Annotated in this window: 19 protein-coding genes; 15 read left to right on the top strand and 4 right to left on the bottom strand. The window is 73.1% G+C overall.

Going from position 1 to position 24568, the window contains the following annotated elements:
• Nucleotides 1–103 precede the first annotated feature (103 nt).
• Genes HNR23_RS23045 through HNR23_RS23010 form a run of 8 tightly spaced genes read left to right on the top strand, consistent with a single transcriptional unit; the run spans nt 104 to nt 10896 of the window.
• Complete coding sequence (locus tag HNR23_RS23045; RefSeq protein WP_246421837.1) at nt 104–3073, top strand: pyridoxal-dependent decarboxylase; 2970 nt, start codon at nt 104–106, stop codon at nt 3071–3073.
• Nucleotides 3006–4391 (top strand): cytochrome P450, encoded by a 1386-nt coding sequence (locus tag HNR23_RS23040; RefSeq protein ID WP_184078648.1) that lies wholly within the window; start codon nt 3006–3008, stop codon nt 4389–4391. The genes HNR23_RS23045 and HNR23_RS23040 overlap by 68 nt, the downstream gene beginning before the upstream one ends.
• Nucleotides 4388–5884, top strand: coding sequence for an anthranilate synthase component I family protein (locus tag HNR23_RS23035; RefSeq protein ID WP_184078646.1), 1497 nt, complete (start codon nt 4388–4390; stop codon nt 5882–5884). The genes HNR23_RS23040 and HNR23_RS23035 overlap by 4 nt, the downstream gene beginning before the upstream one ends.
• The gene (locus tag HNR23_RS23030) at nt 5881–6477 is read left to right on the top strand and encodes an anthranilate synthase component II (RefSeq protein ID WP_184078644.1); all 597 of its coding nucleotides are present in this window, start codon (nt 5881–5883) and stop codon (nt 6475–6477) included. The genes HNR23_RS23035 and HNR23_RS23030 overlap by 4 nt, the downstream gene beginning before the upstream one ends.
• On the top strand, nt 6470–7495 hold the full coding sequence (gene trpD, locus HNR23_RS23025; RefSeq protein WP_184078642.1) for an anthranilate phosphoribosyltransferase: 1026 nt from the start codon (nt 6470–6472) through the stop codon (nt 7493–7495). The genes HNR23_RS23030 and trpD overlap by 8 nt, the downstream gene beginning before the upstream one ends.
• 52 nt (nt 7496–7547) lie before the next feature.
• Nucleotides 7548–8786: a tryptophan synthase subunit beta gene (gene trpB, locus HNR23_RS23020; protein WP_184078641.1), complete on the top strand. Its 1239-nt coding sequence runs from the start codon at nt 7548–7550 to the stop codon at nt 8784–8786.
• Nucleotides 8783–9607, top strand: a complete 825-nt coding sequence (trpA, locus tag HNR23_RS23015) for a tryptophan synthase subunit alpha (RefSeq protein WP_184078639.1) — start codon at nt 8783–8785, stop codon at nt 9605–9607. The genes trpB and trpA overlap by 4 nt, the downstream gene beginning before the upstream one ends.
• On the top strand, nt 9598–10896 hold the full coding sequence (locus HNR23_RS23010; protein WP_246421836.1) for a 3-deoxy-7-phosphoheptulonate synthase: 1299 nt from the start codon (nt 9598–9600) through the stop codon (nt 10894–10896). Before trpA ends, HNR23_RS23010 begins: the two co-directional genes overlap by 10 nt.
• Before the next feature lie 85 nt (nt 10897–10981).
• Here HNR23_RS23010 and HNR23_RS23005 read toward each other — a convergent pair whose 3' ends face one another.
• Nucleotides 10982–11914 carry a glutathione S-transferase C-terminal domain-containing protein gene (locus tag HNR23_RS23005; RefSeq protein ID WP_184078637.1) on the bottom strand — a complete coding sequence of 311 codons (933 nt, stop codon included), beginning with the start codon at nt 11912–11914 and terminating at the stop codon, nt 10982–10984.
• A 178-nt stretch (nt 11915–12092) separates the two neighbouring features.
• Here HNR23_RS23005 and HNR23_RS23000 point away from each other — a divergent pair, with 178 nt between their 5' ends.
• From HNR23_RS23000 to HNR23_RS22990, 3 genes are all read left to right on the top strand, one after another.
• A complete protein-coding gene (locus HNR23_RS23000) occupies nt 12093–13322 on the top strand; it encodes an acyl-CoA dehydrogenase family protein (protein WP_184078636.1) in 1230 nt (409 codons plus the stop codon).
• Between the two features lie 131 nt (nt 13323–13453).
• Nucleotides 13454–14281, top strand: a complete 828-nt coding sequence (locus tag HNR23_RS22995) for an aldo/keto reductase (RefSeq protein ID WP_343070779.1) — start codon at nt 13454–13456, stop codon at nt 14279–14281.
• A gap of 77 nt (nt 14282–14358) precedes the next feature.
• Nucleotides 14359–15576, top strand: a complete 1218-nt coding sequence (locus HNR23_RS22990) for an MFS transporter (RefSeq protein ID WP_184078635.1) — start codon at nt 14359–14361, stop codon at nt 15574–15576.
• Nucleotides 15577–15649: 73 nt separating this feature from the next.
• On the opposite strand, the gene wrbA is transcribed toward HNR23_RS22990, so the two are convergent.
• Nucleotides 15650–16243 carry an NAD(P)H:quinone oxidoreductase gene (gene wrbA / locus HNR23_RS22985; RefSeq protein WP_343070681.1) on the bottom strand — a complete coding sequence of 198 codons (594 nt, stop codon included), beginning with the start codon at nt 16241–16243 and terminating at the stop codon, nt 15650–15652.
• Nucleotides 16244–16547: 304 nt separating this feature from the next.
• On the opposite strand from wrbA, the gene HNR23_RS22980 reads away from it, so the two are divergent.
• Complete coding sequence (locus HNR23_RS22980; protein WP_343070680.1) at nt 16548–17621, top strand: methyltransferase; 1074 nt, start codon at nt 16548–16550, stop codon at nt 17619–17621.
• A gap of 67 nt (nt 17622–17688) precedes the next feature.
• On the opposite strand, the gene HNR23_RS22975 is transcribed toward HNR23_RS22980, so the two are convergent.
• Complete coding sequence (locus HNR23_RS22975) at nt 17689–18219, bottom strand: flavin reductase family protein (protein WP_184078630.1); 531 nt, start codon at nt 18217–18219, stop codon at nt 17689–17691.
• A 358-nt stretch (nt 18220–18577) separates the two neighbouring features.
• On the opposite strand from HNR23_RS22975, the gene HNR23_RS22970 reads away from it, so the two are divergent.
• Nucleotides 18578–19771, top strand: a complete 1194-nt coding sequence (locus tag HNR23_RS22970) for a histidine kinase (RefSeq protein WP_184078628.1) — start codon at nt 18578–18580, stop codon at nt 19769–19771.
• Nucleotides 19772–19794: 23 nt separating this feature from the next.
• On the opposite strand, the gene HNR23_RS22965 is transcribed toward HNR23_RS22970, so the two are convergent.
• Nucleotides 19795–21693, bottom strand: coding sequence for an AfsR/SARP family transcriptional regulator (locus HNR23_RS22965; protein ID WP_184078626.1), 1899 nt, complete (start codon nt 21691–21693; stop codon nt 19795–19797).
• Between the two features lie 274 nt (nt 21694–21967).
• On the opposite strand from HNR23_RS22965, the gene HNR23_RS22960 reads away from it, so the two are divergent.
• Together HNR23_RS22960 and HNR23_RS22955 are read left to right on the top strand one after the other, a co-directional pair.
• Entirely contained in the window at nt 21968–22228 is a 261-nt protein-coding gene (locus HNR23_RS22960; RefSeq protein WP_184078624.1) for a hypothetical protein, read from the top strand.
• Nucleotides 22228–24534, top strand: a complete 2307-nt coding sequence (locus HNR23_RS22955) for a TOMM precursor leader peptide-binding protein (RefSeq protein WP_184078623.1) — start codon at nt 22228–22230, stop codon at nt 24532–24534. Before HNR23_RS22960 ends, HNR23_RS22955 begins: the two co-directional genes overlap by 1 nt.
• Nucleotides 24535–24568: the final 34 nt, after the last annotated feature.

The following is a 24568-nucleotide window of genomic DNA, read 5'->3' as shown; positions in this document are numbered from 1 at the left end:
GTGCGGGGCTACCGCGGCGAGAACGGTGGCAGAGGCCTTCGAGAGTCCTCCTCCCTAGCGTTCCTGAAGACATGCAAGAAGACGGAGCGCACTAGGGGTTGTTTTGGGGAGACCACGCAGTTCCCTCAGAGTCGCGATAGTCGGAGCGGGGCCGGTCGCCTGTCTGGTGGCGATCGGGCTCCGGAAGTACTCGTTCCACGTCGACATCTATGAGAAAGGGGAGGACATCCGCCGGATCCCGCCGGCGAAAGGGCATTCCTTCAACCTGACGCTCACAGCGCGCGGCCTGCGGTCGCTGGACACCGGCATCGTGGACCTCCTCTACCGGCGGGGCGTGCCGCTGCCGCAGCGGGTGGTGCACCACCGCGACGGCGGGCTCATCTACCAGCGCTACGGCACCGCGCCCGAGCACCACCTGCTGTCCATCCCGCGCGGGGTGCTGCACCGGGCGCTGCTGGAGGAGGCGGCCAGGGCCGGGGCGCACTTCCACTTCGGGCACGAGTGCATCGGGGCCGATCCCAAGAACGCCACCGCCACCTTCGCCGTGCGCGGGTCGGCGATCGAGGAGGTCGCCGCCGACCTGCTCATCGGCTGCGACGGCGCCAACAGCGTGGTGCGGGCCGAGATGTCGCGACGCGGCGCGCGGATGCGCATCTCGCAGGAGTACATCGACCACGGCTACATCGAGCTGCAGATGCCGCCGCGCGGCGGAGGGCACGCGCTGCTCCAGGCCTTCCGCGACCCCACCCGCCCGGAGAGCGGCGAGCACGGCCTGCACGTGTGGCCGCGCGGGGAGTTCATGCTGCTCGCCCAGCCCAACGTCGACCTCAGCTACACGGCCAGCCTGTTCATGCCGCTGCAGAGCGCCGACGGCGCCCCCGCGTTCTCCTCGGTGCACGACACCGTCGGCGTCGAGGCGCTGTTCGGCGAGAACTTCGCCGACGCTGTGCAGTTCCTGCCGTCCCTGGCCGACGACTTCCTGACCACCACGCCGGCGTCCCTCAAGACGGTGAAGTGCCACCCCTACCACTACGGCCGCACCGTTCTCATCGGCGACGCCGCCCACGCGATGGTCCCCTTCTACGGCCAGGGCATCAACTGCAGCTTCGAGGACGTCCGCGAGTTCCTCCGCATCCTCGAACAGCGCATGCGCATCGGCGGGGCAGCCGGCGTCGCCCCCGCCCTGGCGTCGTTCACCGAGCTGCGCAAGGCCCCCGGCGACGCCATCGCCGACCTGTCCCTGCGCAACCTGCGCGAACTCACCGACCAGACCGGCGAGCACGCCTACCATGCCCGCGACCGGCTGGACAAGCGCCTGTTCACGGAGCGGCCGGACGACTTCATGCCGCTCTACCACATGGTCGCCTTCACCGACCTGCCCTACGACGAGGTGGTACGGCGCCACGAACGGCAGAGCGCCGTGGTCGACGACCTGTGCCGGCACTTCGACATCGACACCGAGGCCGACCGGATCGTGGGCGCCTACCCGGGCGCCGCCGGGGCCGACATCCCCGTGCTGCCCGACGGCTCCGAGGACTCCGAGCTCGAACTCCGCCCCGAGGAGGTGCGCCGCCTCCTCGACACCGTCGCCCTGCGCGTGCTGCGCTACCGCGACGCCCTCAACCGAGGCGAGTACCCCGCCTCCTACCTGCAGGAGAGCACCGCCGCCGACTACCAGGACGGCCGTACGGCGGCCGACGCCCTGCGCGAGGACACCGCGCCCGCACGAGGCACCGACCTGGAGCCGCTGCTCGCCGAGGTCTTCGACGAGGCGGCCACCAGCGGCATGGTCCACCCGCACCCCGGCTTCATGTCGCACGTCCCCTCCGGCGGGCTGTTCCAGGGCGCGGTCGGCGAGTTCGTGTCGCGGCTGCTCAACCGCTTCATCGGAGTGTGGGCGGCCACCCCCGGCCTCACCCAGATCGAGACCAACGTGATCCGCTGGTTCTGCTCGATGCTGGGCTACGGCGAGGGGTCCTTCGGCTACCTCACCACCGGTGGGTCGATCGCCAACTTCATGGGGGTGCGCTGCGCCCTGGAGGCGATGACCGAGGACGGGCGCTCCCGCGCGACGGTGTACGTCTCCGCGCAGGGCCACTTCTCGGTGAAGAAGGCCGCCCGCATGGCGGGGATTCCCGAGGACCGGGTGCGCGCAGTGGCCACCCGCCCCGACTACACGATGGACCTGGGAGAGCTGCGCCGCCTCGTGGAGCACGACCGGCACCGCGGACTGGCCCCGGCGTGCGTCGTCGCCACCGCCGGGACCACCGGAACCGGCGCCGTCGACGACCTCGCCGCCATCGCCCGGCTGTGCGCGGCCGAGCAAATATGGATGCACGCCGACGCCTGCTTCGGCGGGTTCTTCCGGCTCACCTCCCGCGGCCGCGAACTGCTGCACGGCATCGAGGAGGCCGACTCCATCGCCGTCGACGCCCACAAGTCGCTGTTCCTGCCGCACGGCACCTCCGCGCTGCTCGTCCGCGAGCAGGCGCGGCTGCGGGAGGCGTTCGCGGTACCGGGCGCCGCCTACATCCCCGAGCTCACCTCCGACGACGACCACGTCGACTTCTGCAACTACGGCCCCGAGCTGACCCGCGAGATGCGCGGGCTGACCGCGTGGCTGCCGATCAAGCTGCACGGTGTGGACGCCTTCGAGCGCAGCCTGGACCACAAGCTCGACCTCGCCGACGAGCTGACCGCCCGGCTGCGCTCGCTACCCGGCATCGAGGTGCTGCCGCGCGGCCCCGCCCACCTGCCGGTGGTGGCGTTCCGCGCCGCCGCCGACGGCCCGCGCGGCGCCCGCCTCACCGAGCGGTTGTGCCGCCGCATCTGCGCCACCGGCGACGTGTACGTCGCCACCACCGAGCTGCCCGGCGAAGGCCTGGTCGTCCGGGCCTGCATCATGCACCACCGGACCTCGCGGGCGGTCGTCGCCCGGCTGGTCGACGCCGTCCGGTGGGCCGCCGCGGACATGACCGAGGAGACCCCCGAGGAGGACGTTGCCCATGTCGCCGACCCTGCTGTCGACAAGCCTGCCGCCCGGACCCGCCGCGGACCCGGCCGCGCAGCGTGACCGGTTCGCCCGCGACCCCTTCGGCTACCTGGAGGAGCTGCACCGCGAACACGGCACCATGTTCACCCTGGATCTCGGCGCGCTGGGCAACGAGCGGTTCGTCGAGGCCCGCAACAACGGCAAGTGGGTGTTCCTCACCCGGCCGCACCAGATCAAGCGGATGTACACCGCAGGCGGGGAGACGGTGAGCGGGGCGCACGCCAACGCCGTCTTCTTCGGCACTCCAGAGGAGTCGGTGGCCTACATCGACGGCCCCGAGCACCGCAGGCGCCGCGCCCGGATCCGGCCCGAGCTGAGCGGCGCCCGCGACTACACCGCCCTGATCTCCGCGGTCGCCGAAGGGCGGGCCGCCCACTGGCCCGAGGGCGGGGAGGTCTCCCTCTTCCTCGAACTGCAGGCGATCACCGCGGAGATCATCGTGGAGGTCGTGTGCGGCAACCTGCCCGCGGCCGACCGCGCCGAGCTGGCCGCGCTGCTGCCGCGCACCGAGAACGCCGCCCAAGCTCTGGAGGACGTGCTCGCCGCCGACGCCGAGATCCGCGCGTTCGTCGCCGCCCGCATGGGGTCCCACCTGCGCCGCTCGGACGAGTTGGGCCGCGACGACCTGCTCGCCGCACTGCAGCGGCATGCGGCCCATGGCGACGCCTCACTGACACCCGAGGTCATCCGCGACGAGGTGTTCAGCCTGCTCTACACCGGGTTCTCCACCACGGCCAACACCCTGTCGTGGGTGTTCGCACGGATCGCCCGGCACCCCGGGGTGTACCGCCGGGTCATGGCCGAGCTGGGAGAGCGGTTCACCCTGCTCCCGGCCCCGCGGAAGGCGTACGCCGACCTGCCCTACCTGGAGGCCGTCATCACCGAGACGCTGCGGCTGCACCCCGTCTCGGGCCTCAACGGGGTGCGGATGCTCACCGCCCCCTACGAGATCGACGGGCACCTGCTTCCGGCCGGGACGATCCTGGTGCACTGCGCCTACCTCCTGCAGCGCAGCCCCGAGGTGTACGCCGACCCGCTGGAGTTCCGCCCGGAGCGCTTTCTGGAGGGCACCGCCTGCCCGTACTCCTGGGCGGCCTTCGGCGGCGGCAACCGGATGTGCGTCGGACGCAACTACGCCCAGGAAGAGATGCGGGTCCTGGCCGCCGTGCTGCTGTCCGCCCGCCGCCTGCACCCCATCGGGCCGTTCCCCGAGGCGCGGCAGCAGGGCATCTTCATGGCGCCCGCCGACGGCGCCCGCGTCACCACCACCCGCAGGACGGGCACCGCCCCACGGTGCCCGCACGCCCCCGCCGACCCCAAGGGAGGCCGGACGCCATGACCGTCGACCTCGAACCCGCCACCACTGCGCCACGGGCGCTCCCGGCGCTCGACGCCCGACCGAACCGCGCCGAGGCGGCCGACCTCGCCCGCGACCACGCCCTCATCCCCGTCTACCGCGAGTACCTCGCCGACACGCTCAGCCCCCTCACCCTGTTCGCGCGGCTGTGCCGCGCCGACGAACCGGGCTTCCTGCTGGAGGGGGCGTCGGTCGGCGGCGGCGCGGCCCGCTACTCCTACATCGGCCACCGGCCCGAGCACGTCCCCGCGGCCGACACCGACCCGCTGCGCGCCCTGCGCGCGCTCGTCGGCCGCCCCGCCGCCCCGGTGCCCGGCCTGCCGCCGTTCCACGGCGGGGTGTTCGGCTACCTGGGCTATGAGGGCGCCCGCCACTTCGAGCGGCTGCCCGCACCCTCGGGAGCGGCACCGGGGCTGCCGGAGTCGGCGTTCTTCCACGTCGGCGACCTGGCGGTGGTGGACCACGCCGCCCGGAGGCTGCTGCTGGTCACGGTGCACCGGCCCGAGAACGAGGAGTACGACGCGGCGCTGCGCCGGATCGACCGGATGCACGAGCGTGTGCTCACCCCCGCGCCCGGCGAACCCGGGCCCGAGGCGCCGCGTCCCCTCCCGCCGCCTCCGCCGCGCGGCGCGCCGCCGACGGGCTGGCGGTCGACCACCACGCGCGCCGAGTTCACCGACCGGGTGCGCCGCGCCCGCGAGTACATCCTGGCCGGGGACGCTTTCCAGATCGTGCTGTCGCAGCGGTTCGCCAAGCCACTGCGCGCCCGGCCGATCGACGTCTACCGCCACCTGCGGGCGGTCAACCCCTCCCCGTACATGTACCAGCTCAACCTCGGCGGCGGCCGCCACGTCATCGGTGCCTCCCCCGAGCTGCTGGTGCAGACCCAGGGGCGACGGGTGCGGACCCGGCCGCTGGCCGGAACCCGCCCGCGCGGCGCGGACTCCGCCGCCGACCTGGAGCTGGAGCGCGAGCTGCGCGCCGACGGCAAGGAGTGCGCCGAGCACGTGATGCTGGTCGACCTCGGCCGCAACGACATCGGGCGGGTGGCCGTGCCCGGCACGGTGCACCCGGAGAGGTTCATGGACGTGGAGCGCTTCTCCCACGTCATGCACCTGTCCTCCACCGTCGTCGGCGACCTGGCGCCCGGCACCGACAGCCTCGACGCGCTGCGGTCGACCTTCCCCGCCGGGACGCTGAGCGGTGCGCCGAAGATCCGCGCCATGGAGATCATCGCCGAGCTGGAAGCGGAGCGGCGCGGCGTCTACGGGGGCGCGCTCGGCCACATCGGCTTCGGCGGCGACGCCGACCTGGCGATCGCCCTGCGCACGCTGGTCATCGCCGACGGGCAGGTGTACGCGCAGTCGGGGGCGGGGGTGGTGGCCGACTCCGACCCGGACGCCGAGTACGCCGAGACCCTGCACAAGGCCGGGGCGATGTTCACCGCCGTCCACAACGCGGAGGCGCTGTCATGACCCACCGGGTGGCGCGGCGCGGCCCGTGCGTCGCCGTCGTCGACAACTACGACTCCTTCACCTACAACCTCGTCCACTACCTGGCCGAGCTGGGCGCCCGCCCCGAGGTGCACCGAAACGACGCGGTGACCCCCGGCGACCTGGCCGGATACGACCGGCTCGTGGTCTCCCCCGGGCCCTGCAGCCCGGCGGAGGCCGGGGTGTCGCTGGACGCCGTGCGCGCGCTCAGCGGCCGCCTGCCCATCCTCGGCGTGTGCCTGGGCCACCAGTGCGTCGTCGCCGCGTTCGGCGGGCGCGTGGTGCGGACCCGGCCGCTGCACGGCAAGACCTCGGCCATCCACCACGATGACAGCGGGGTCCTGGCCGGGCTGCCGCGCCCCTTCACCGCCACGCGGTACCACTCGCTGGCGGCCGACCCCGCGGCGATCCCGGCCGAATTGCGCGTCACCGCCTCTGCGGACGACGGCACGGTGATGGCGGTCCGCCACCGTGACCACCCCACCTACGGGGTGCAGTTCCACCCGGAGTCGGTGCTGTCGCCCGACGGCCGGCGGATCGTCGCCAACTTCCTTCAGGAGGACTCCGATGCGTGAACAGATCGGCCGGATCACCCGGGGAGAGGTGCTCTCCGAGGAGCAGGCGTACGCGGCGATGCGCACGATGATGAGCGGCGCGGCGGCCCCGGCGCACATCGCGGCCTTCGCGGCGGCGCTGGCGGCGCGCGGAGCGAGCGTCGACGAGCTGACCGGGGCGGCGCGGGCCGCGCGCGACCACGCGGTGCCGGTCCCCTTCGGCCCCGACGTCCTGGACACCTGCGGGACCGGCGGCGACGGGCTGGACACCTTCAACATCTCCACGGCCGCCGCGATCGTGGCGGCGGCCGGCGGGGCGCGCGTGGCCAAGCACGGCAACCGCGCCTCCTCTTCGGGGTGCGGCAGCGCCGACGTCCTGGAGGAGCTGGGTGTGCGGGTGGAGGGCGGCCCGGACGACGCGCCGCGCTGCCTGTCCGAGGCCGGTATCGCGTTCCTGTACGCGCCGTCGTTCCACCCGGCGTTCGGGCACATCGCCCCGGTCCGCCGCGAGCTGGGCGTGCGGACGGTCTTCAACCTGCTGGGGCCGCTGTGCAACCCGGCGCGCGCCCGCTACGTGGTGCTGGGTGTTCCCGCGCCCGCGCTGGTGGCCCCCATGGCCGCGGTCCTGTCGCGGCTGGGGGTGGAACGGGGTCTGGTGTTCCACGCCGAGGACGGCATGGACGAATTGAGCACCGGCGCGCCGTCCACGGCCGCGCTTGTGGAGGGCGGCGGGGTACGCCCGCTGCGGATCGACCCGGCGGAGCTGGGGTTGGCCCCGTCCCGCCCGGCCGACCTGGCCGGGGGCGGCCGAGCGGCCAGTGCCGCGGTGATCACCGGTGTCCTGGCCGGTCGGCGCGGTCCGGCGCGCGACGTGGTGCTGCTGAACGCAGCGGCCGGGTTGTGGATCCGCGGCCTGGCCACCTCTCTGGCCGACGGCCTGGGCGCGGCGGCGCACGCCGTCGACTCCGGTGCGGCGGCCGGCGTCCTCGACCGGCTGGCGGCGGCGTCGTGGGACCGGACCCTGGCGGGCACCCCGTGATCCCGATGCACTTTCCCTGGACCGAACACGTGAGGAGAGGAGGCGAACCGCGATGACGACCGACGATGACATGTTCGGCGGCTTCGGCGGCCGCTACGTACCCGAGACGCTGATGGCTGCGCTGACGGAGCTGGCCGAGGTGTGGGACCACGTCCGCGCGGACCCCGGATTCCTGGCCGAGCTCCGCCGCCACCAACGGGACTTCGTCGGGCGGCCGACACCGCTGTACCCCGCCGAGCGTCTGACCGACCACCACGGCGGCGCGACGATCCACCTCAAGCGCGAGGACCTGTGCCACACCGGAGCGCACAAGCTCAACAACGCGCTCGGCCAGGTGGTGCTGGCCCTGCGCATGGGCAAGCGCAGGATCATCGCCGAGACCGGGGCCGGGCAGCACGGGGTCGCGACGGCCACCGTGTGCGCCCGCTTCGGCCTGGCGTGCGTGGTGTACATGGGTGCCGAGGACATGCGCCGCCAGGCGGTCAACGTCGGCCGGATGCGGATGCTGGGCGCGGAGGTCCGCGGGGTCGAGGCGGGCACGGCCACGCTCAAGGACGCGACCTCGGAGGCCATCCGCGACTGGGTGACCAACGTCGCCGACACCCACTACATCATCGGCTCGGCGGTGGGGCCCGCACCCTACCCGCGGATGGTGCGCGACCTGCAGCGCGTCATCGGCGACGAGGCGCGCGACCAGTACCTCGCGGCCGAGGGGCGCCTGCCCGACGCGGTGCTCGCCAGCGTGGGCGGCGGGTCGAACGCGATCGGCATGTTCACCGCCTTCGTTCCGGACGCGTGGGTCGACCTGGTGGGGGTGGAGGCAGCCGGGAAAGGCCTGGCCTCCGGCAGGCACGCCGCGGGCGCCGCTGCCGGGACCCCGGGTGTCCTACACGGCAGCCGCAGCCTGATCCTGCAGGACACCGGCGGCCGTGTGCTGCCCACCCACTCGGTGGCGGCAGGGCTGGACTACCCCGGTGTCGGACCCGAGCACGCCATGCTCGCCGAACAGGGACGGGCCGTCTACACCGCCGTGGAGGACCGCCGGGCGCTGGACGCGTTCCGCCGGTGCACCGCGCTGGAGGGCATCATCCCCGCCCTGGAGACCGCGCACGCCCTGGCCTACGCCGGTGATCTGGCCGAGCGCCTCGGCCCGGGCGGCCGGATCCTGGTCTGCTTCTCCGGGCGCGGTGACAAGGACCTGCACACCGTCGCCGAACAGGGGCGGATCGACGAGGAGGCCGACGTGGCGGAGCGGGAACCGGTGGCGAACGCGTCAGGCGGTGCGCGATGACGGCGGCACCGACCGAGGAGCGGATGCTCCGCGGTGCGGAGCGGCCCGCACCGGGGCACGACCTGGCCGCGCGGCTGCGGCGGGACGACGGCGGAGTGTCCCTGGTTCCGTACCTGATGGCCGGGCACACCGGGCCGGACGCAACGCGGGACATCGGGCGCAGACTGGCGCACTCCGGGATCGCAGCGCTGGAGCTGGGGATCCCGCACAGCGATCCGCTCGCCGACGGGCCGGTGATCCAGCGGGCCGGGCAACGCGCACTGGACGCCGGCACCACCACCGAGGGGTGCCTGCGGCTGGCCGCCGACATCGCCGCCGAGGATGCGGCGCCCGTCGTCCTGATGACCTACGTGAACCCCGTGCTGGCCTATGGCGTGCGGCGGTTCGTCCGGGACGCCGCCGAAGCCGGGGTGGCCGCCGTGATCGTCCCCGACCTGCCCATGGAGGAGGCGCCCGACCTGGACGGCGCGCTGGCCGAGCGCGGCGTCGCCTCCGTCCGTCTGGTCGCCCCGACCAGCACCGACGATCGTGTCGCCGCGGCCTGCGCGGCGGCCACCGGGTTCGTCTACACGGTGACCGTCGCCGGGATCACCGGCAGCCGGGGCGACCTCCCCGACTGTGTCGAGCGAACCCTGGCGCGGGTTCGGGCACGCACCCACCTGCCCGTGGCCGCCGGGTTCGGGATCTCCCGCCCGGAGCACCTGCGCAGGCTGCGCGGGCATGCCGACGCCGCGATCGTCGGCAGCTCGCTGGTGGCCGAGATCGACGCGGGCCGCGACCCGTACCCGATGGTGAAGGAGCTGTTGTCGTCATGCCGATGATCCCGACCGACACCCGCGCGCTGGTGGCCGCACCGGCCGCCGACCGCCTGCCAGAGACCCCCGCCGCCTGGCACCGCGCCTCCTGGCGCCACCGCCCGGCGCACCAGCAGCCGCTGTGGCCCGACCCGGACCGGGCCTGCGAGGCGGCGCGCAGCGTGTCCATGCTGCCCCCGCCGGTCGCCCCCGCCTCGATCCTGCGGCTCCGCCGCGATCTGGCGCGGGCGGCGGACGGTTCGGCGGTGGTGTTCCAGGGCGGGGACTGCGCAGAGCGCTTCGCGTCGTGCGTCTCGGACACCGTCGCCGCGAAGCTCCGCACCCTCCTGCAGTCGGCGATGATGCTCTCCCTGGGTTCGGGACTGCCTGTGGTCAAGATCGGCCGCATCGCCGGGCAGTTCGGCAAGCCGCGCAGTGCGGACACCGAGGTCGTGGACGGTGTCGAGCTGCCGGTCTACCGCGGCGACATCGTCAACGGCCCCGAGCCGACCCCTGAGGCGCGCCGCCCCGACCCCGAGCGGATGCTGCACGCCTACGGGCACACCCGCGCCGCACTGCGTACGCTGGGCGGGTGCGAAGCCGGCGGTGCCGACCCCGGTGAGTTCGCCTGGGTGCTGGAGCAGGGGCCGCTGTACACCTCGCACGAGGCGCTGCTGCTGGACTACGAGGAGGCGCTGACCCGCCTCGACCCGGCGACCGACCGCTGGTTCGACACCAGCGCCCACATGGTCTGGGTGGGCGAGCGGACCCGCGCCCTCGACGGGGCGCACATCGAGTTCGTTTCGGGGATCGCCAACCCGGTGGGGGTGAAGCTGGGGCCGGGAGCCGACATCGAGGAGGTGGTGGAGCTGTGCGCGCGGTTGGATCCCGCACGCTCACCCGGCCGCCTGGTCCTGGTGCCGCGCATGGGGGCACGCCACGTGCGCGACGCCCTGCCTCCGCTGGTGCGGGCGGTCCGCTCCGCCGGGCACCCGGTGGTGTGGGTGTGTGACCCCATGCACGGCAACACCGTGCGCTCGCACAGCGGGTACAAGACGCGCCGGTTCACCGACATCGCCACTGAGGTCGAGGGGTTCTTCGCGGTGCACCGCGCCGAGGGGACCCACCCCGCCGGAGTGCACCTGGAGATGACCGGGGAGGACGTGACCGAGTGCCTGGGCGGTGTGCGGGAGCTGTGCGACGAGCGCCTGGCCGAGCGCTACGAGACGGCGTGCGACCCGCGGCTGAACGGGGCGCAGACGGTGGAGCTGGTCTTCGCGATCGCCGAGGAGCTGCGCTCCGGACTGCGGGGGTGACCGAAGGCCACCCCCGCAAGGACCGCGGCTCGGGGTGGTGCGGGGCGTCCGGGGAGGGGCGCCCCGCCCGTTCGGTTCGCGGCGGTCACGTCGCGGCGGGCGGCGGGGTGCCGTCCCCGAAGGGGCGCCCGCCGAGGCGCTCCCGGTTGTGCGGGGTGTGCCAGACGGAGAGGTCGGGCCCCTCTGGGACGATACCGCGCGGGTTCAGCTCGGTGAGGACCGCGTGGTAGTGCAGCTTGATGTCGGCGAAGTGGACGGTGTCGCCGAAGCCCGGTGTCTGGAACAGGTCGCGCATGTAGGCCCACAGCACGGGCATCTCGGTGAGCTTGTTCCGATTGCACCGGAACAGGCCGTGGTAGGCGGCGTCGAACCGGACCAGCGTGGTGAACAGCCGGATGTCGCTCTCGGTGATGGTGTCGCCGTGGAGGTAGCGCCGGGTCCGCAGTCTTTCCTCCAGCACGTCCAACCGGTCGAACAGCCGGCGGAAGGCCGCGGAGTATTCCTCCTGCGTTTTGGCGAATCCGCAGGTGTAAACGCCGAAAAAGACGTCGTCCGCCAACTCCGAGTTCAGCGCGTCGATATCCGCTCGCAACTCGGCGGGGTACAGGTCCGGGGCACCCGGGCGGTGCAGGTGTCGCCACTGCGTCGCGAGGTCGCGGGTGAGCGTGTCGTGGTCGTTGGTCACCACGCGGCCGCCGGGAACGTCCACGACGGCCGGGACGCTGACGCCGCCGTCGTAGCCGGGGGCGGCGGCCTCATAGGCCTCGGCCAGGTACCGGATGCCGAGGACCGGGTCATGCCCCTCGGGGTCGAGGGTGAAGCGCCAGCCGCGATCGTCGTGCAGGGGGTCGGTGACGGCGACGGGGAGCGCGGCCTCCAGGCCGACGAGCCGACGCACCACCAGGACACGACCGGAGAACGGGCAGGCCCGGTTCACCACGAGCCGGTAGCGGCCGGGCTCCACCGGCCAGGGGGACGTCCCGTCGGACGTGATTCTCGCGCTGGGAGGAAAAGGCATGGCGACATTATGCGCATTCTCCTCGCAATCCCCGCAAGGCGATTCGTGTCGGCTTCGAGGAATTCCGCACCGAAGAGCGGATGAAGAGCGGCGCGAGAGCCGCCCCGATTAGCGTTCCCGGTGCGCGTCGACGCTTCAGACGACCCCCTCCGACAGCCATTCTGAGTAGGGAGCGGCCATGACCATCATCACCGACGAGCAGCCCGGAGCTGCGGCCCCGGCCCGCTGGACGACCCGGCCCACCACCCCCGAGGGGTGGCTGCGGCGGGCGTCGGAGGTGCGGGCGGTACTCGCCGCCGACGCCGCCGAACGCGACCGGGCCAATGCGACCCCCTACACGGAGGTCGCCCTGCTCAAGGAGTCCGGGCTGGTCACCATGATGGGCCCGGTGGAGCACGGCGGTGGCGGCCAGGAGTGGCCCACGGCGCTGAAGGTGGTCCGGGAGGTGTCGGCGGCCGACGGGTCGATCGGCCACCTGCTGGGTTACCACTACACCTGGAACTACGTGCCGCGCTTCATCGGCACCCCCGAGCAGAGCGAACGGTTCGAGGCCGACTGCGCCCGCAACGGGTGGTTCCTCGCCGGAGCCGTCAACGCCCGTGACGCCGACGTGGTGGTGCGCGACGAGGGCGACACCCTGGTGTTCAACGGCCGGAAGAACTTCGCGACCGGCTCGCGCGTCTCCGACGTCACCTGTATCGAGGGCGTTCTGGAGGGCACCGACACCCACGTCTTCGCCATGGTGCCCTCCACCGACCCCGGCGTCGTCCCTCTGGGCGGCTGGGACAACATGGGCCAGCGGCTCACCGAGAGCGGCGGCATCGCGTTCGAGAACGTGCGCGCCCCCTGGAGCGACGCGCTGGGCTTCACCGACAAGACGTTCACGCCCCGGCCCTACGGCACCGTGCAGATCCCCACCGGGCAGCTGCTCATGGGCGCGTTCTGGCTCGGGATGGCCCGCGGCGCACTGGACGCCGCCGTCGCCTACACCCACACCCATGGCAAGGCGTGGGGCGGCTACGAGCGGACGGTCGACGAGCCCTCGGTAGCCGACACCATCGGCGACCTGACCGCCAAGCTGTGGGCGGCCGAAGCGCTGATGGACGAGGTGGCGCTGGAGAACGTGGAGATCCACCGCGCCCCCGACGCGCTGACCGAGCGGCGCCGCGGCGAGCACAAGATCCGCGCGGCGGCCGTGAAGGTGCGGGCCGACGAGGTCGCGCTGGAGGTCACCTCGCGCATCTTCGAGGTCACCCGCGCCCGGTCCACCGCCTCCAAGTACGGGTTCGACCGGTTCTGGCGCAACGTGCGCACGCACACCCTGCACGACCCCGTCGCCTACCAGCGCCGCGAGCTCGGCCGCTACCGGCTGTTCGACGAGGTGCCCGAGCCGGGCTGGTACTCGTGACGGCCCGGCGGCAGGCGGCACGAACGGTGGAGGGGAGCGTGGGCGGTGTGGGCGGTGTGGACGGTGTGGACGCCATGGGCGCTATGGAGAGCACGGACGGCACGGCGGTGCCCACATCCGTGTCCCCGGCGGTGGAGCGGGTGGAACTGAACGACGGAACGGCCATGCCCCGGCTGGGTCTGGGGGTGTTCCAGGCCGGGGTGGACGAGGCGGCCGCGGCCGTTCGGACGGCGCTGCTGGCCGGGTACCGGATGGTCGACACGGCCGCGGTCTACGGCAACGAGGCGGGCGTCGGCCGCGGCATCGCCGACAGCGGGGTGCCGCGCGAGGACGTCTTCGTCGTCACCAAGGTGTGGAACGACGACCAGGGGTACGACGCGACGCTGCGCGCCTTCGACGCCAGCGCCGCGCGGCTGGGCCTCGACCACGTCGACCAGTACCTCATCCACTGGCCGCGGCCGCGCCTGGACCTCTACCCGGAGACGTGGCGGGCGCTGTGCCGGCTGCGCGCGGAGGGGCGGGTGCGCTCGATCGGGGTGTCCAACTTCGCGCCCGAGCACATCGACCGGCTCATCGCCGAGTCCGGCACCGCCCCCGCCGTCAACCAGATCGAGCTGCACCCGGGGCTGCACCAGGGGGGGCTGCGCGCGTACCACGCCTCTCGGGGCATCGCCACCCAGGCGTGGAGCCCGCTCGGCCGCGGCCAGGGCTTCCTGTCCCACCGCGCGGTCGCCGCCGTCGCCGAGGCGCACGGCCGTACCCCGGCACAGGTGGTGCTCCGCTGGCACCTGCAGATGGGCGTCGTCCCCCTGCCCAAGTCGGTCACGCCCGAGCGGATCCGCGGCAACCTCGACGTCTTCGGCTTCGAGCTCGACGCAACGGAGATGGACCTGATCACCGGTGTCGGCGACGGCTACCACGTGGGTCCCGACCCGTCCCTGCTCTTCGACATCTCCTGACCTCCCCGGCGGAGCGGCACCCGTCCCCGCCCCGCCGGGGCCCTGCATCCCCTCCCCGACAACCTGGAGGAACGACGATGTCCCTACGGCTGCTCGTGCTCGCCCTGGCCGCGTTCGTCATGGGTACCGCCGAGTTCGTCATCACCGGCCTGCTACCCGAGGTCGCCGCCGGGCTCGGCGTCTCGATCCCCGCCGCCGGCGCGCTGATCTCCGGCTACGCGCTGGCGATCGTCGTCGGCGGTCCGGCCGTGGTCCTGGCCGGGTCCCGGGTGCCGCGCAAGGCGCTGCTCACCGGCGCCGTCGCGCTCTTCGCGCTCGGCAACCTCATCTGCGCCCTCGCACCGGTCTACGGCATGCTGATGGCGGGCCGTGTACTCGCCGCCCTGGGCCAGGCGGCGTTCCTGGGGGTGGGAGCGGTGGTCGCGGCGAACCTGGTGCCGCCGCAGCGGCGCGCCCAGGCGATCGCCGTGGTGTTCACCGGCATCACCGTCGCCAACGTCATCGGCTCCCCGCTGGGCACGCTCGTCGGCCAGCACCTGGGGTGGCGCACCACGTTCTGGCTGATCGCGGCCGCCGCCGTGGTGGCCCTGGCCGGGATCGCCGCGGCGGTGCCCCGGCAGCCGGCCCCCGAAGCCACGAGTGTGCGGGGCGAGCTGGCGCTGTTCACCCGTGGCCGGGTGTGGTTCGCGGTCGCCGTCGGCATGCTCGCCATGGGCGCCGTGTTCGCCGCCTTCAGTTACATCGCGCCGCTGCTGACCGAGGTCAGCGGGCTCCCGAGCACGGCGATCACCCCGGTCCTCGTCCTCTTCGGGCTGGGCATGGTCGCCGGAAACCTGCTCGGCGGCCGCTTCGCCGACCGGGACCGGCTGCGCACCCTGCTGGTGGCCATGGGGATGCTGGTGGTGGCGCTGGCGGCCCTGGCCCTGCTCGCGCCCTACCCGCTCCCGGCCGCCGTTGCTCTGGCCGCTGTGGGCGCCGCGGGCTTCGCCGCCGTCCCCGCGGTGCTCTCCGAACTCATCGGCCAGGCGCGAGGCCGGTCCCCGCTGTCCGCCGCGGTCGGCGGCTCGGCCACGAACCTGGGCATGGCGCTGGGCGCCGCCCTCGGCGGCCTGACCATCAGCGCCGGGCTGGGCTACACCGCGCCCGCGTGGCTCGGCGCCGGTGCGGCGCTCCTGGGTCTGGCGGTCGTGCTCACGGCCGCGGCCGTCTCCGGCCGCGGCGGTCCGGCGGACCCGGACGACCGGAAGGCGCGAGACGAAGGTGCCCCGGAGGCCGAGCGGGTGACCGCGGCCTGAGGGCGACACACGCGAGGGTGGGTGGTCCGGATCCGGACCACCCACCCTGCTGTGTGCGGACGGGGCCGCGCGGTCACCCGGCGCGCAGCGGTGCGACCAGTTCGGCGATTCTGGCCAGCCGACCGCCCTGGAAGCGGGCGGCCTTCAGCAGCGCCTTGGAGGGCGCTCCCTGGCTGGAGGGGTTGGCCAGGCCGTACGGGTTGCCTCCGGCCTCGTGCATGATGTCGTAGTCGACGTAGCCGGTGGGGACGATCAGCGCACCCCAGTGGTGCATCACGTTGTACAGCGACAGCAGTGTGGACTCCTGGCCGCCGTGCAGCTCATAGCTGCTGGTGAACCCGGTGACCGGCTTGTTGGCCAGTTCCCCGGCCTCCCACACCCCGCCGGCGCTGTCGATGAACTGCTTGAGCTGTGAGCTGACGTTGCCGAAGCGGGTGGGTGTGCCGAACGCGTATCCGTCCGCCCAGGTGAGGTCGTCCAGCGTCGCGGTCTCGATGTGCGCCGTGGCGGCCAGGTGGTCCCGCCACTCGGGGTTACTCTCGACGGCCTTGTCCGGGGCGTGCTCGGCGACGCGTCGGAGCCGGACCTTCGCACCGGCGTCCGCGGCGCCTTCGGCGATGGCCTCGGCCGTGGCGTGGACGTTTCCCGTCGACGAATAGTAGATCACAGAAATTCGAGCGCTCATTCCACCCATCTCGATCGGTTGGGGGTTTCAATTCCGAATCGAGCGTAGGGCGCGCGACCACCCCCGGACAATATGAGAAATTCATGAACAGGCCGGGATTTCCACATGTCCGCGCTTTTGCAGAGCCGTTGTAGAGCACGGCATGGAATCGTCGGCGAATGTCGGCGGTGCCCCGGTCCGCTTCGCGTGGTCCGGCGGCTCCGCCCCGCCGGACGCGCGCCGGCGGCCGAAACGACCGCGCGCCCGGACCGCCGGGGCCGCGCCCGCCGAACGGAGGAGAACCGACGTGACGATCACCGAGACCGCCACCGCGGCCGCTACCCCACCCCGCACCCCGCTGAGCCGGCAGGACCTGGTCGGCACACTGTTCGGGGCCGCCGCCTTCCAGGCGCTGAGCGCCGGGTGCGAACTGGGCCTGTTCACCCTGCTCAACGAGCGGCCGGGACTGAGCGAGGACGAGGTCGCGGCCGGGCTCGGCCTGCGCCCGCGCCCGACGCGGATCCTGCTGCTGGCGACCACGGCGCTGCGCCTGACCGAGCTGGACGGGGGCCGCTACCGCAACGCCGAGCTGATCGACGCCCACTTCGCCGACGGCACGTGGGAGATCATCACCGATATGACGGCGTTCGAAGCGCACATCGTGTACGCCGCACAGGCCGACTTCACCGAGGCACTGCGCGCCGACACCAACGTGGGTCTGCGCCGGTTCGAGGGCGAGGGCGAGGACCTCTACCACCGGCTGGCCGCCCGGCCCGACCTGGAGCGACTCTTCTACCGGTGCATGCGTTCCTGGTCCCGGCTGTCCAACCCGATCCTGGTGGACAAGGCCGACCTGACCGGCGTGCGCCGGGTGCTCGACGTCGGCGGCGGCGACGGGGTGAACGCGATCGCCCTGGCACGGGCCAATCCGGGAGTCGAGTTCACCGTCCTGGACCTGCCCGGCGCCGTGGCCATCGCCGAGCGGAAGATCGCCGAGGCGGGGCTCGCCGACCGCATCACCGTCGCCGCCGGCGACATCTTCGACGACGACTACCCCCGCGGGCACGACTGCGTGCTCTTCGCCAACCAGCTGGTGATCTGGTCGGCCGAGCAGAACCTGCGGCTGCTGGGCAAGGCGCACCGAGCGCTGGCGGACGGCGGCCGGGTGCTGGTGTTCAACGCCATGGCGGACGCCACCAAGGACGGGCCGCTGTACGCGGCGCTGGACAACCTCTACTTCGCCACCATTCCGGCGGCGCAGAGCACCCTCTACGACTGGGGCACCTACGAGCGGTGGCTGGCCGAGGCCGGCTTCTCCCGGGTGATGCGCAGCCCGGGAGAGGGTTGGACCCCGCACGGCGTGATCAGCGGGGTGAAATGAGCGTCTGAGCGCCGTGTGCGGCGGGCGTGGAGCCGACTTCGCCCGCCGCACACGGCGCTCCCACGCCTCACCCGGCGTCGAACGTGCCGTAGCGGCTGCCGAAGAAGACGAGGGGGTCGCGGTCGGCGCCGAGCCCGGCCGCATCCACGCGAGCGACGACGATGTCGTGGTCCCCGGCGGTGTGTTCGTCGTCGATGGCGCAGTCGAGCCAGGCCAGGGCGTCGGCGAGTAGGGGCGACCCGGAGGGCGCCGGCGACCAGGAGAGCCCGGCGAACTTGTCGGTGCCGCGGGCGGCGAACTGAGCGGAGACCGGGCGCTGCCCCCCGCCGAGGATGTTCAGGCAGCACCGGCCGGCGTTCCTGATCGACGGCCAGCTGGTGCTGGTGTGGGCCACACAGAACGCGACGAGCGGCGGTGCGAGGGAGACGGAGGTGAAGGAGTTGACGGCCATCCCGGCCGGGCGCCCGGCGGCGTCGATCGCCGTCACGGCGACCACCCCGGTGGCGAACCTGCCCAGGACGCGGCGGAACTCCGCGGGGTCGATGCCCGGTAGCAGTGGGGCGGCGAGTGTGGGGGTGCGGTGTGCCTGATCGCGCATGAGCGGATCACTCCTCGTCGGGGTGCGGTGCGGCGGCCGGGGCGGCCTGCCCTGCGTCGTAGGAATTTCCGTGCACGGCAGAATCGTCACAGAGCCCGGTCGGCACCCGGTAGTGCGCCCGACACCCAATCCCGGTGACGAAATCACTTCCACTTCATGAAAATGGCATGGTGTGAATACCAGTCGAACGCGCGGAGGGGTGCCGCACCCCATTCCATGATCGTTTCCACGGGGCGCTTCCACCTTCACTCATCGGGGGTTTTAGGGTAATTTGTGGAGGGGCGCCGCGCTCCGCGACAGCACACCACCGCTGACCGGGTGTCGGCGGGGGGTGACATCGCGAGCGCAGGAGGCGCCAGTGGGAGCTGCGGCTGCCGGACACGAGGACGACGGCCTGTGCGCGACGGTCGGCATGGCTCCGAGATTCGCCCGGACCATCATCGTCGTGGTCTTCGGCGGATTCTTCCTGATCGCCCAGATCCACGTCCTCATGCGCACGCTCAACCCGCTGCTGATCGCGGTGTCCTGCATGCTCATGGGCGCCCTGCTGCTGATCCAGCTCTGGTACTTCCCGTCCCGGCCCCGGGCACCCGAGCGCCGACGCGGCGTCTACCTGGTACTGGGCCTCCAGGTGTGCCTGGTCTACCCGCCGCTGCTCGTCTTCGGCCAGGCGTGGGTGGGCATGCCCGGCTTCCTGGCCGGAAGCGCACTGCTGGTCCTGCCCCAGAAGGCCGCCTGGGCCGCCTACGCGGCGATCGTCGCCAGCATGGCCGTAGCCCAGGCGCACTTCAGCGGCGACTACGTCGATATCGCCTACACCACGGTGTCGACGCTGATCACCGGATTGATCGTGTACGGCCTGTCACGCCTGCAGGAGCTGGTCCGCCAGCTGCACGACGCGCAGCGGCAACTCGCCGAGACCGCGGTCACCCGCGAGCGCCTGCGCTTCGCCCGCGACCTGCACGACCTCCTCGGCTACAGCCTGTCCTCGATCACCCTGCGCACCGAGCTCGCACACAAGCTGGTGCTGCGCCAGCCGCAGCGGGCGCGCGACGAGCTCGAGGAGACACTGCGCACCAGCCGGCAGGCGCTCGCCGACGTCCGTACGGTCGCGCACGGCTACCGGGAGCTCTCGCTGGACCAGGAGTGCCGGTCGGTCCGCTCGGTGCTCGTCGCCGCCGAGGTGGAGCTGCGGATGCGCACCGACTACGGTGATCTCCCCGCCCGGGTCTCCACCGTTGCGGCGACGGTGCTGCGCGAGGGCGTCACCAACCTGCTGCGCCACAGCAAGGCCGAGAACTGCGAGATCACCGTCGTCGAGGAAGACGGCGAGGTGGCCGTCGAGATCGTCAACGACGGGATCGACGGCACCCTTCGGCAGAGTGGGCCGCGCAGCGGCAGCGGGTTGCACAACCTGTCGGAGCGGGTGCAGGCCCTGGGCGGCCTGCTGACCGCTGGAGCCGACGGCGAGGGTCGGTTCCGGCTCGGCGTCCGGCTCCCCCTCCGCCAGGAGGAGCACATCGCACCCCCCGAACACTCCGCCGCCGCCTGACCCGCCCCACGGGAGGGGGGTGGCTACCCCGCAGTCGTCACCCGCATTGCCCGGCGGTCGCCCGCGCCCGGCAGGGCCCGGCGGCGGACCGGTTCGGGGAGGGTGAGCAGCCCACGCTCCCGCGCGTAGAGGCCGAACAGCTCACGCAACCGGTATCGGGGAGGCGCACCCGGCGGGGCCGGAGCCGGGTCCAGCACCCGCCGGTCGACCAGGAGGCCGAGCAGCCCCTCGGCACGTGCGGGGGTGACACCCCCGGTGAGCGCCGCCGCCTGCAGGCTGACCTCCCCGGTGCCGAGCAGGCCGAGCGCGTACCAGAGGTCCACCGCCTCCTGCGGCAGACCCACGAGGCGGCGGGCCAGCCCTTCCCGCAGGTCCAGCGTGCCGAGGGTGAGCGCGTCCAGTCGGCGCCCCGGGTCCGACAGCCGGCGCAGGAACGCCGACAGGTCGGTGTCGGCGCGCGCAGCGAGATGCGCGCCAGCCGCCCGGACCGTCATGGGCAGGTGCCCCGCCGCCTGCACGATGCCGTGGACGGCGGCCGGGGCGCGCAGGACGCGCTCCAGCCCGGCGATACTCGTCAGCAGCTCCACGGCCTCGTCGGTGGACAGCGCGTCCACTTCCACTGTGCGGCAGCCGGGGATCTCGGTCAGCGGCGCCCGAGCGGCGACGAGCACCGCCGAACTCGGCCCGCCCGGCAGCAGCGGCCGGACCTGCCCGGCCGAGACCACGTTGTCCAGCACCACCAGCACTCGGCGGTCCGACAGCAGGGTGCGGTACAGCCCGACCCGTTGGCGCGGCGCCGTGGGAACCGCCGGTTCGGACACGCCCAACCCGCGTAGGAAGCAGCGCAGTACATCGTCGGCGGTCTCGGTGCCGGGCGCGGCGAAGTCGGCGTAGAGCTGCCCGTCGGGAAAGTCGGCGCGCACCAGGTGGGCGGCGTGCACCACCAGGGTGGACACCCCGGCACCCGGCGGCCCGGTCAGAGACTCCACGCGCAGTCGGCCCGACGGCCCCGCCTCCCCGGCGAGCGTCCGGGAGATCCGTTCCACCTGCTCGGAGCGGCCCACGAAGTCGGGGATGTCCGACGGCAGCCAGGCGGGGGGTATCGCGGGCTCCTCACCCGGCGCTCTGCCCGTCGACGGTGCGGCACCACCCGCCGCCGGCTCCCCCCGCAGGATCCGGCGGTGCAGCTCGCTCAGGTGCGGACTGGGTTCCAGCCCCAGCTCCGCGACCACGGCCCGGCGGCCCTCCTGGTAGGCGGCCAGCGCCTCGGCGCGACGGTCGGCCCCGTACAGCGCCGACATCAGGTGCCCGCGCAGGCGCTCGCGCAGAGGGTAGCGCCGCACGAGGTCGCCGAGTTCGTCGATGAGGCCGTGGCCGCGCCCGCAGCGCAACTCCAATTCGACGCACTCCTCCAGGGCCGCCACCCGCCGCTCCTCCCACCGAGCGGCCACCGACTCGGCGAACGCGGCGGGGACGTCGCCCAGTGCCGGGCCGCGGAACAGCGCCAGTGCCTCCCGGTATCGGGCGATCGCCTGCCGCGGGTCATCGGCCGCGTGCGCCCGCGCCTCGCGGGTGAGCCGACGGAAGACGCTCGCGTCCACCTGCTCCTCGACGGCGTGCAGAGCGTAGCCGGAGGCGGTGGTCTCGATGCGGGCCGCGGCAGTGTCACCCCCGTCCCCGGCCCCGCACCCGGCCGCGGCGAACGCGCGGCGCAGCCGCCACACCGCCGTCTGGATCTGCTGCTCGGCCGAGCGCGGCGGGCAGCCGCCCCAGACCGCCTCGACCAGCAGGCCGACGGGGACCGTGCGGTTCACCTCGGCGAGCAGCTTCGCGAGCACGATACGCCGCTGCGTTCTGCCCAGCGGAACGGGTCCTCTCCCATCGAGCGACACCTCCAAGGGCCCGAGCATGCGAAAGTACATGGCTACTCCAGAATCTGGTCATGGGACGATTTCGAATTCCGATCCGGGTCGTAAGGGAACGGCCCAGCCGGGCCTTGTCCACGGTCGACCAACTCTCCCAAACAGCGCAGCACGCGGGGAAGTGGGCAGGTCATGAGCGACCAGTGGAATTCACGGGGTCCGCATATGAGGAACACATACGGCGATGTGTGAGGGCTGCACTGCAAATGATCACCCCCGCTGCAGAAGAATGGCGGCGACTTCGACGCCGAGCAGTCGGGAAAAGGAGATTTCCATGATCACCTTGACTGAGGACGCAGTGCGGCCGCCCCACGCCGTGCCGGAGGCTGGCGCCGTCCGGGCTGACTTCGAGACCGATCTGACCATCGACGAGTTCGACGGCTGGACCAACCCGGAGAACGCGACCGTCTCTCCCACGACCATGTGCTGGCGTCGGCTCTCGACTCCGACCGCGCTCCCCGCGCCCCGCCGCGCCCGAACAGGACCGCACCGCCCGTCCCACAGCGCCTTCGCGAGCGCAGGGGCGGTGGCCTAGTGGACGCGACCTCCACCGGCACCGACCGCGGACTCATCGGATTCAAGGCGGGGCTGCGCGTCGACGTCGTCGAGGACGACGCCGTCTACGTCTTCTCCGAGCGCGGGGTCACCGCGCTCCAGGGCCCCTACATGGAGGCGCTGGCGCCGCTGCTGGACGGCACCCGCGACCTGGCCGGCCTGGTCGAGGAGGCCCCCGCCGGGCTGGCCCCCGAGCGGGTCGCCGCCATGGTCTCCCGCCTGGCCGCGGTCGGCCTGCTCACCGTGCGCGCCCCCGGCGCACCCGCGACCCCCACCCCCGCGGCCGCCTATTGGGAGGCCGCGGGGCTCGATCCGGCCACGTCCCTCGACAGCGGGGCCGCGCCCGGCCTGCACCTGCTGACCATCGGCGACATCGAAGGGGACGCCGCTCTGGCCGCGCTGCGCCAGGCCGGGCTGACGGTGGCCGCCCACACCGTGCACGCCCCCGGCGACTACCCCGACCTGGCCCCGGCCGCGGCCATGTCCATCGTGCTGTGCCCCGACTACCTCGCCTCCGGGCTGGCCGAGATCGACGCCGCGCACCGCGCAGCGCAGCGCCCCTGGCTGCTGGCCAAGCCGCAGGGCACCCAGGTGTGGGTCGGGCCGGTGTTCGACCCGCAGGCCGCGGGCGCCTGCTGGCACTGCCTGGCCCACCGGTTGTGGGGCCAGCGCCAGGGCGAGCTGCACGCCCAGACCGCGCTGGGCCGCTCCGGCCCGGCGCCACGTCCCGCCGTCACCGTCCCCGCCCTCACGGCCACCGCCATGGGCACGGTCGGCTTGGAGGCCGCCAAGTGGCTGGCGGGGTACCGCGGTGCGGAGCAGCGGGCGGTGTGGACGCTCGACAGCCTCACCCTGGACAGCCGGAGCCATGAGCTGCGCGCCCGCCCTCAATGCCCCTCGTGCGGCGACCCGACCCTGATACGGGAGCAGGCGCGGCGCCCGGTCGTGGTCGCGCCGCGCCGCAAGACCCCCGACACCGGCGGCGGGCACCGCGCCCGCACACCCCAGCAGGTCCTCGACGACTTCGGGCACCTCATCAGCCCGGTCACCGGTATCGTCAAGGCGATCCGGCAGGACCCGCGGGGACCGGCGGAGTTCAACTCCTTCCGCAGCGGGCCCAACCTCGCCGCCGGGCGCACCGATCTGGTCGGCCTGCGCGCCATGCTGCGCGCAGAGAACGGCGGCAAGGGCACCACCCCGCTGTACGCCCGGGTGAGCGCGCTGTGCGAGGCGCTGGAGCGGCACAGCGGCTTCTTCCAGGGTGACGAGGAGCGCGTCCACGGCAGCTACACGGAACTGTCCGACACCGCGGTGCACCCCGACACCTGCCAGCTGTTCGACCCCCGCCAGTACGCCGACCGGAAGCGGTGGAACGCCGAGCACTCGGCGTTCCAGCAGGTCTGCGACCCGTTCGACGACGACGCCGTCATGGACTGGACACCGGTGTGGTCACTGACCGAGAAGCGGCACCGGCTGATGCCGACCGCGATGCTGTACTTCAACGCCCCCGGCGAGCCCGACCGGGTCCCGGTGCTCGCGGACTCCAACGGCAACGCCGCCGGGAGCAGCCTGGAGGACGCGATCGTCCAGGGCACCCTGGAACTGATCGAGCGGGACGCGGCGGCGATCTGGTGGTACAACCGCACCCGCCGGCCGGGCGTGGACACGGCGGCGTTCGGCGACCCCTGGCTCGACCGGATGTACGGCGTCCACGCCGGGATCGGCCGCGAGATGTGGGTCCTGGACATCACCTCCGACCTCGGGGTCCCTGTAATGGTGGCGGTCTCGCGCCGCACCGGCCACCCGCGCGAGGACGTCATGCTCGGCTTCGGGGCGCACTTCGACCCACGGGTGGCCGTACACCGGGCCGTCGCGGAGTTGAACCAGCTCATGCCGGCCGTCCTCGACGGCACCCACCGCTGGGACGACCCCGACGCCGCACGCTGGTGGAACGAGGCCGACGTCGCCGGCCAGCCCTATCTACTGCCGGACCCCACCCACCGGCCGCTGGGGCCGGGCGACTACCGTTACGCCGACCGGCCCGACCTGGCCGACGACGTCGCCGCGCTGCGCGACCTGTTGGCCGAACGCGACCTGGAGATGCTGGTGCTGGACCAGACGCGGCCCGACGTCGGCCTTCCGGTGGTGAAGGTCGTGGTCCCCGGCCTGCGCGGCTTCTGGGCGCGGTTCGCACCGGGGAGACTCTTCGACGTCCCGGTCGCCCTGGGCCGTGTACCGTCCCCCACCCCCTACGCGGATCTCAACCCCTACCCGCTCTTCCTGTGATGACTCCTGTCTCCCGCGACGACCCCCGCTACCT

The organism is Nocardiopsis mwathae, from assembly GCF_014201195.1.
In the GTDB taxonomy this organism is placed as follows: Bacteria; Actinomycetota; Actinomycetes; order Streptosporangiales; family Streptosporangiaceae; genus Nocardiopsis_C; species Nocardiopsis_C mwathae.
This window is presented reverse-complemented; position numbering and strand designations above follow the sequence as displayed.

Bases quoted from the DNA above. Each gene is read 5' to 3' on its own strand.
- HNR23_RS23035 (WP_184078646.1), top strand. From the start codon at position 4,388: ATGACCGTCGACCTCGAACCCGCCACCACTGCGCCACGGGCGCTCCCG.
- HNR23_RS23000 (WP_184078636.1), top strand. From the start codon at position 12,093: ATGACCATCATCACCGACGAGCAGCCCGGAGCTGCGGCCCCGGCCCGC.
- HNR23_RS23040 (WP_184078648.1), top strand. From the start codon at position 3,006: ATGTCGCCGACCCTGCTGTCGACAAGCCTGCCGCCCGGACCCGCCGCG.
- trpB (WP_184078641.1), top strand. From the start codon at position 7,548: ATGACGACCGACGATGACATGTTCGGCGGCTTCGGCGGCCGCTACGTA.
- HNR23_RS22960 (WP_184078624.1), top strand. From the start codon at position 21,968: ATGATCACCTTGACTGAGGACGCAGTGCGGCCGCCCCACGCCGTGCCG.
- HNR23_RS23030 (WP_184078644.1), top strand. From the start codon at position 5,881: ATGACCCACCGGGTGGCGCGGCGCGGCCCGTGCGTCGCCGTCGTCGAC.
- trpA (WP_184078639.1), top strand. From the start codon at position 8,783: ATGACGGCGGCACCGACCGAGGAGCGGATGCTCCGCGGTGCGGAGCGG.
- HNR23_RS22975 (WP_184078630.1), bottom strand. From the start codon at position 18,219: ATGCGCGATCAGGCACACCGCACCCCCACACTCGCCGCCCCACTGCTA.
- HNR23_RS22990 (WP_184078635.1), top strand. From the start codon at position 14,359: ATGTCCCTACGGCTGCTCGTGCTCGCCCTGGCCGCGTTCGTCATGGGT.
- HNR23_RS23005 (WP_184078637.1), bottom strand. From the start codon at position 11,914: ATGCCTTTTCCTCCCAGCGCGAGAATCACGTCCGACGGGACGTCCCCC.
- HNR23_RS22965 (WP_184078626.1), bottom strand. From the start codon at position 21,693: ATGTACTTTCGCATGCTCGGGCCCTTGGAGGTGTCGCTCGATGGGAGA.
- trpD (WP_184078642.1), top strand. From the start codon at position 6,470: ATGCGTGAACAGATCGGCCGGATCACCCGGGGAGAGGTGCTCTCCGAG.
- HNR23_RS23010 (WP_246421836.1), top strand. From the start codon at position 9,598: ATGCCGATGATCCCGACCGACACCCGCGCGCTGGTGGCCGCACCGGCC.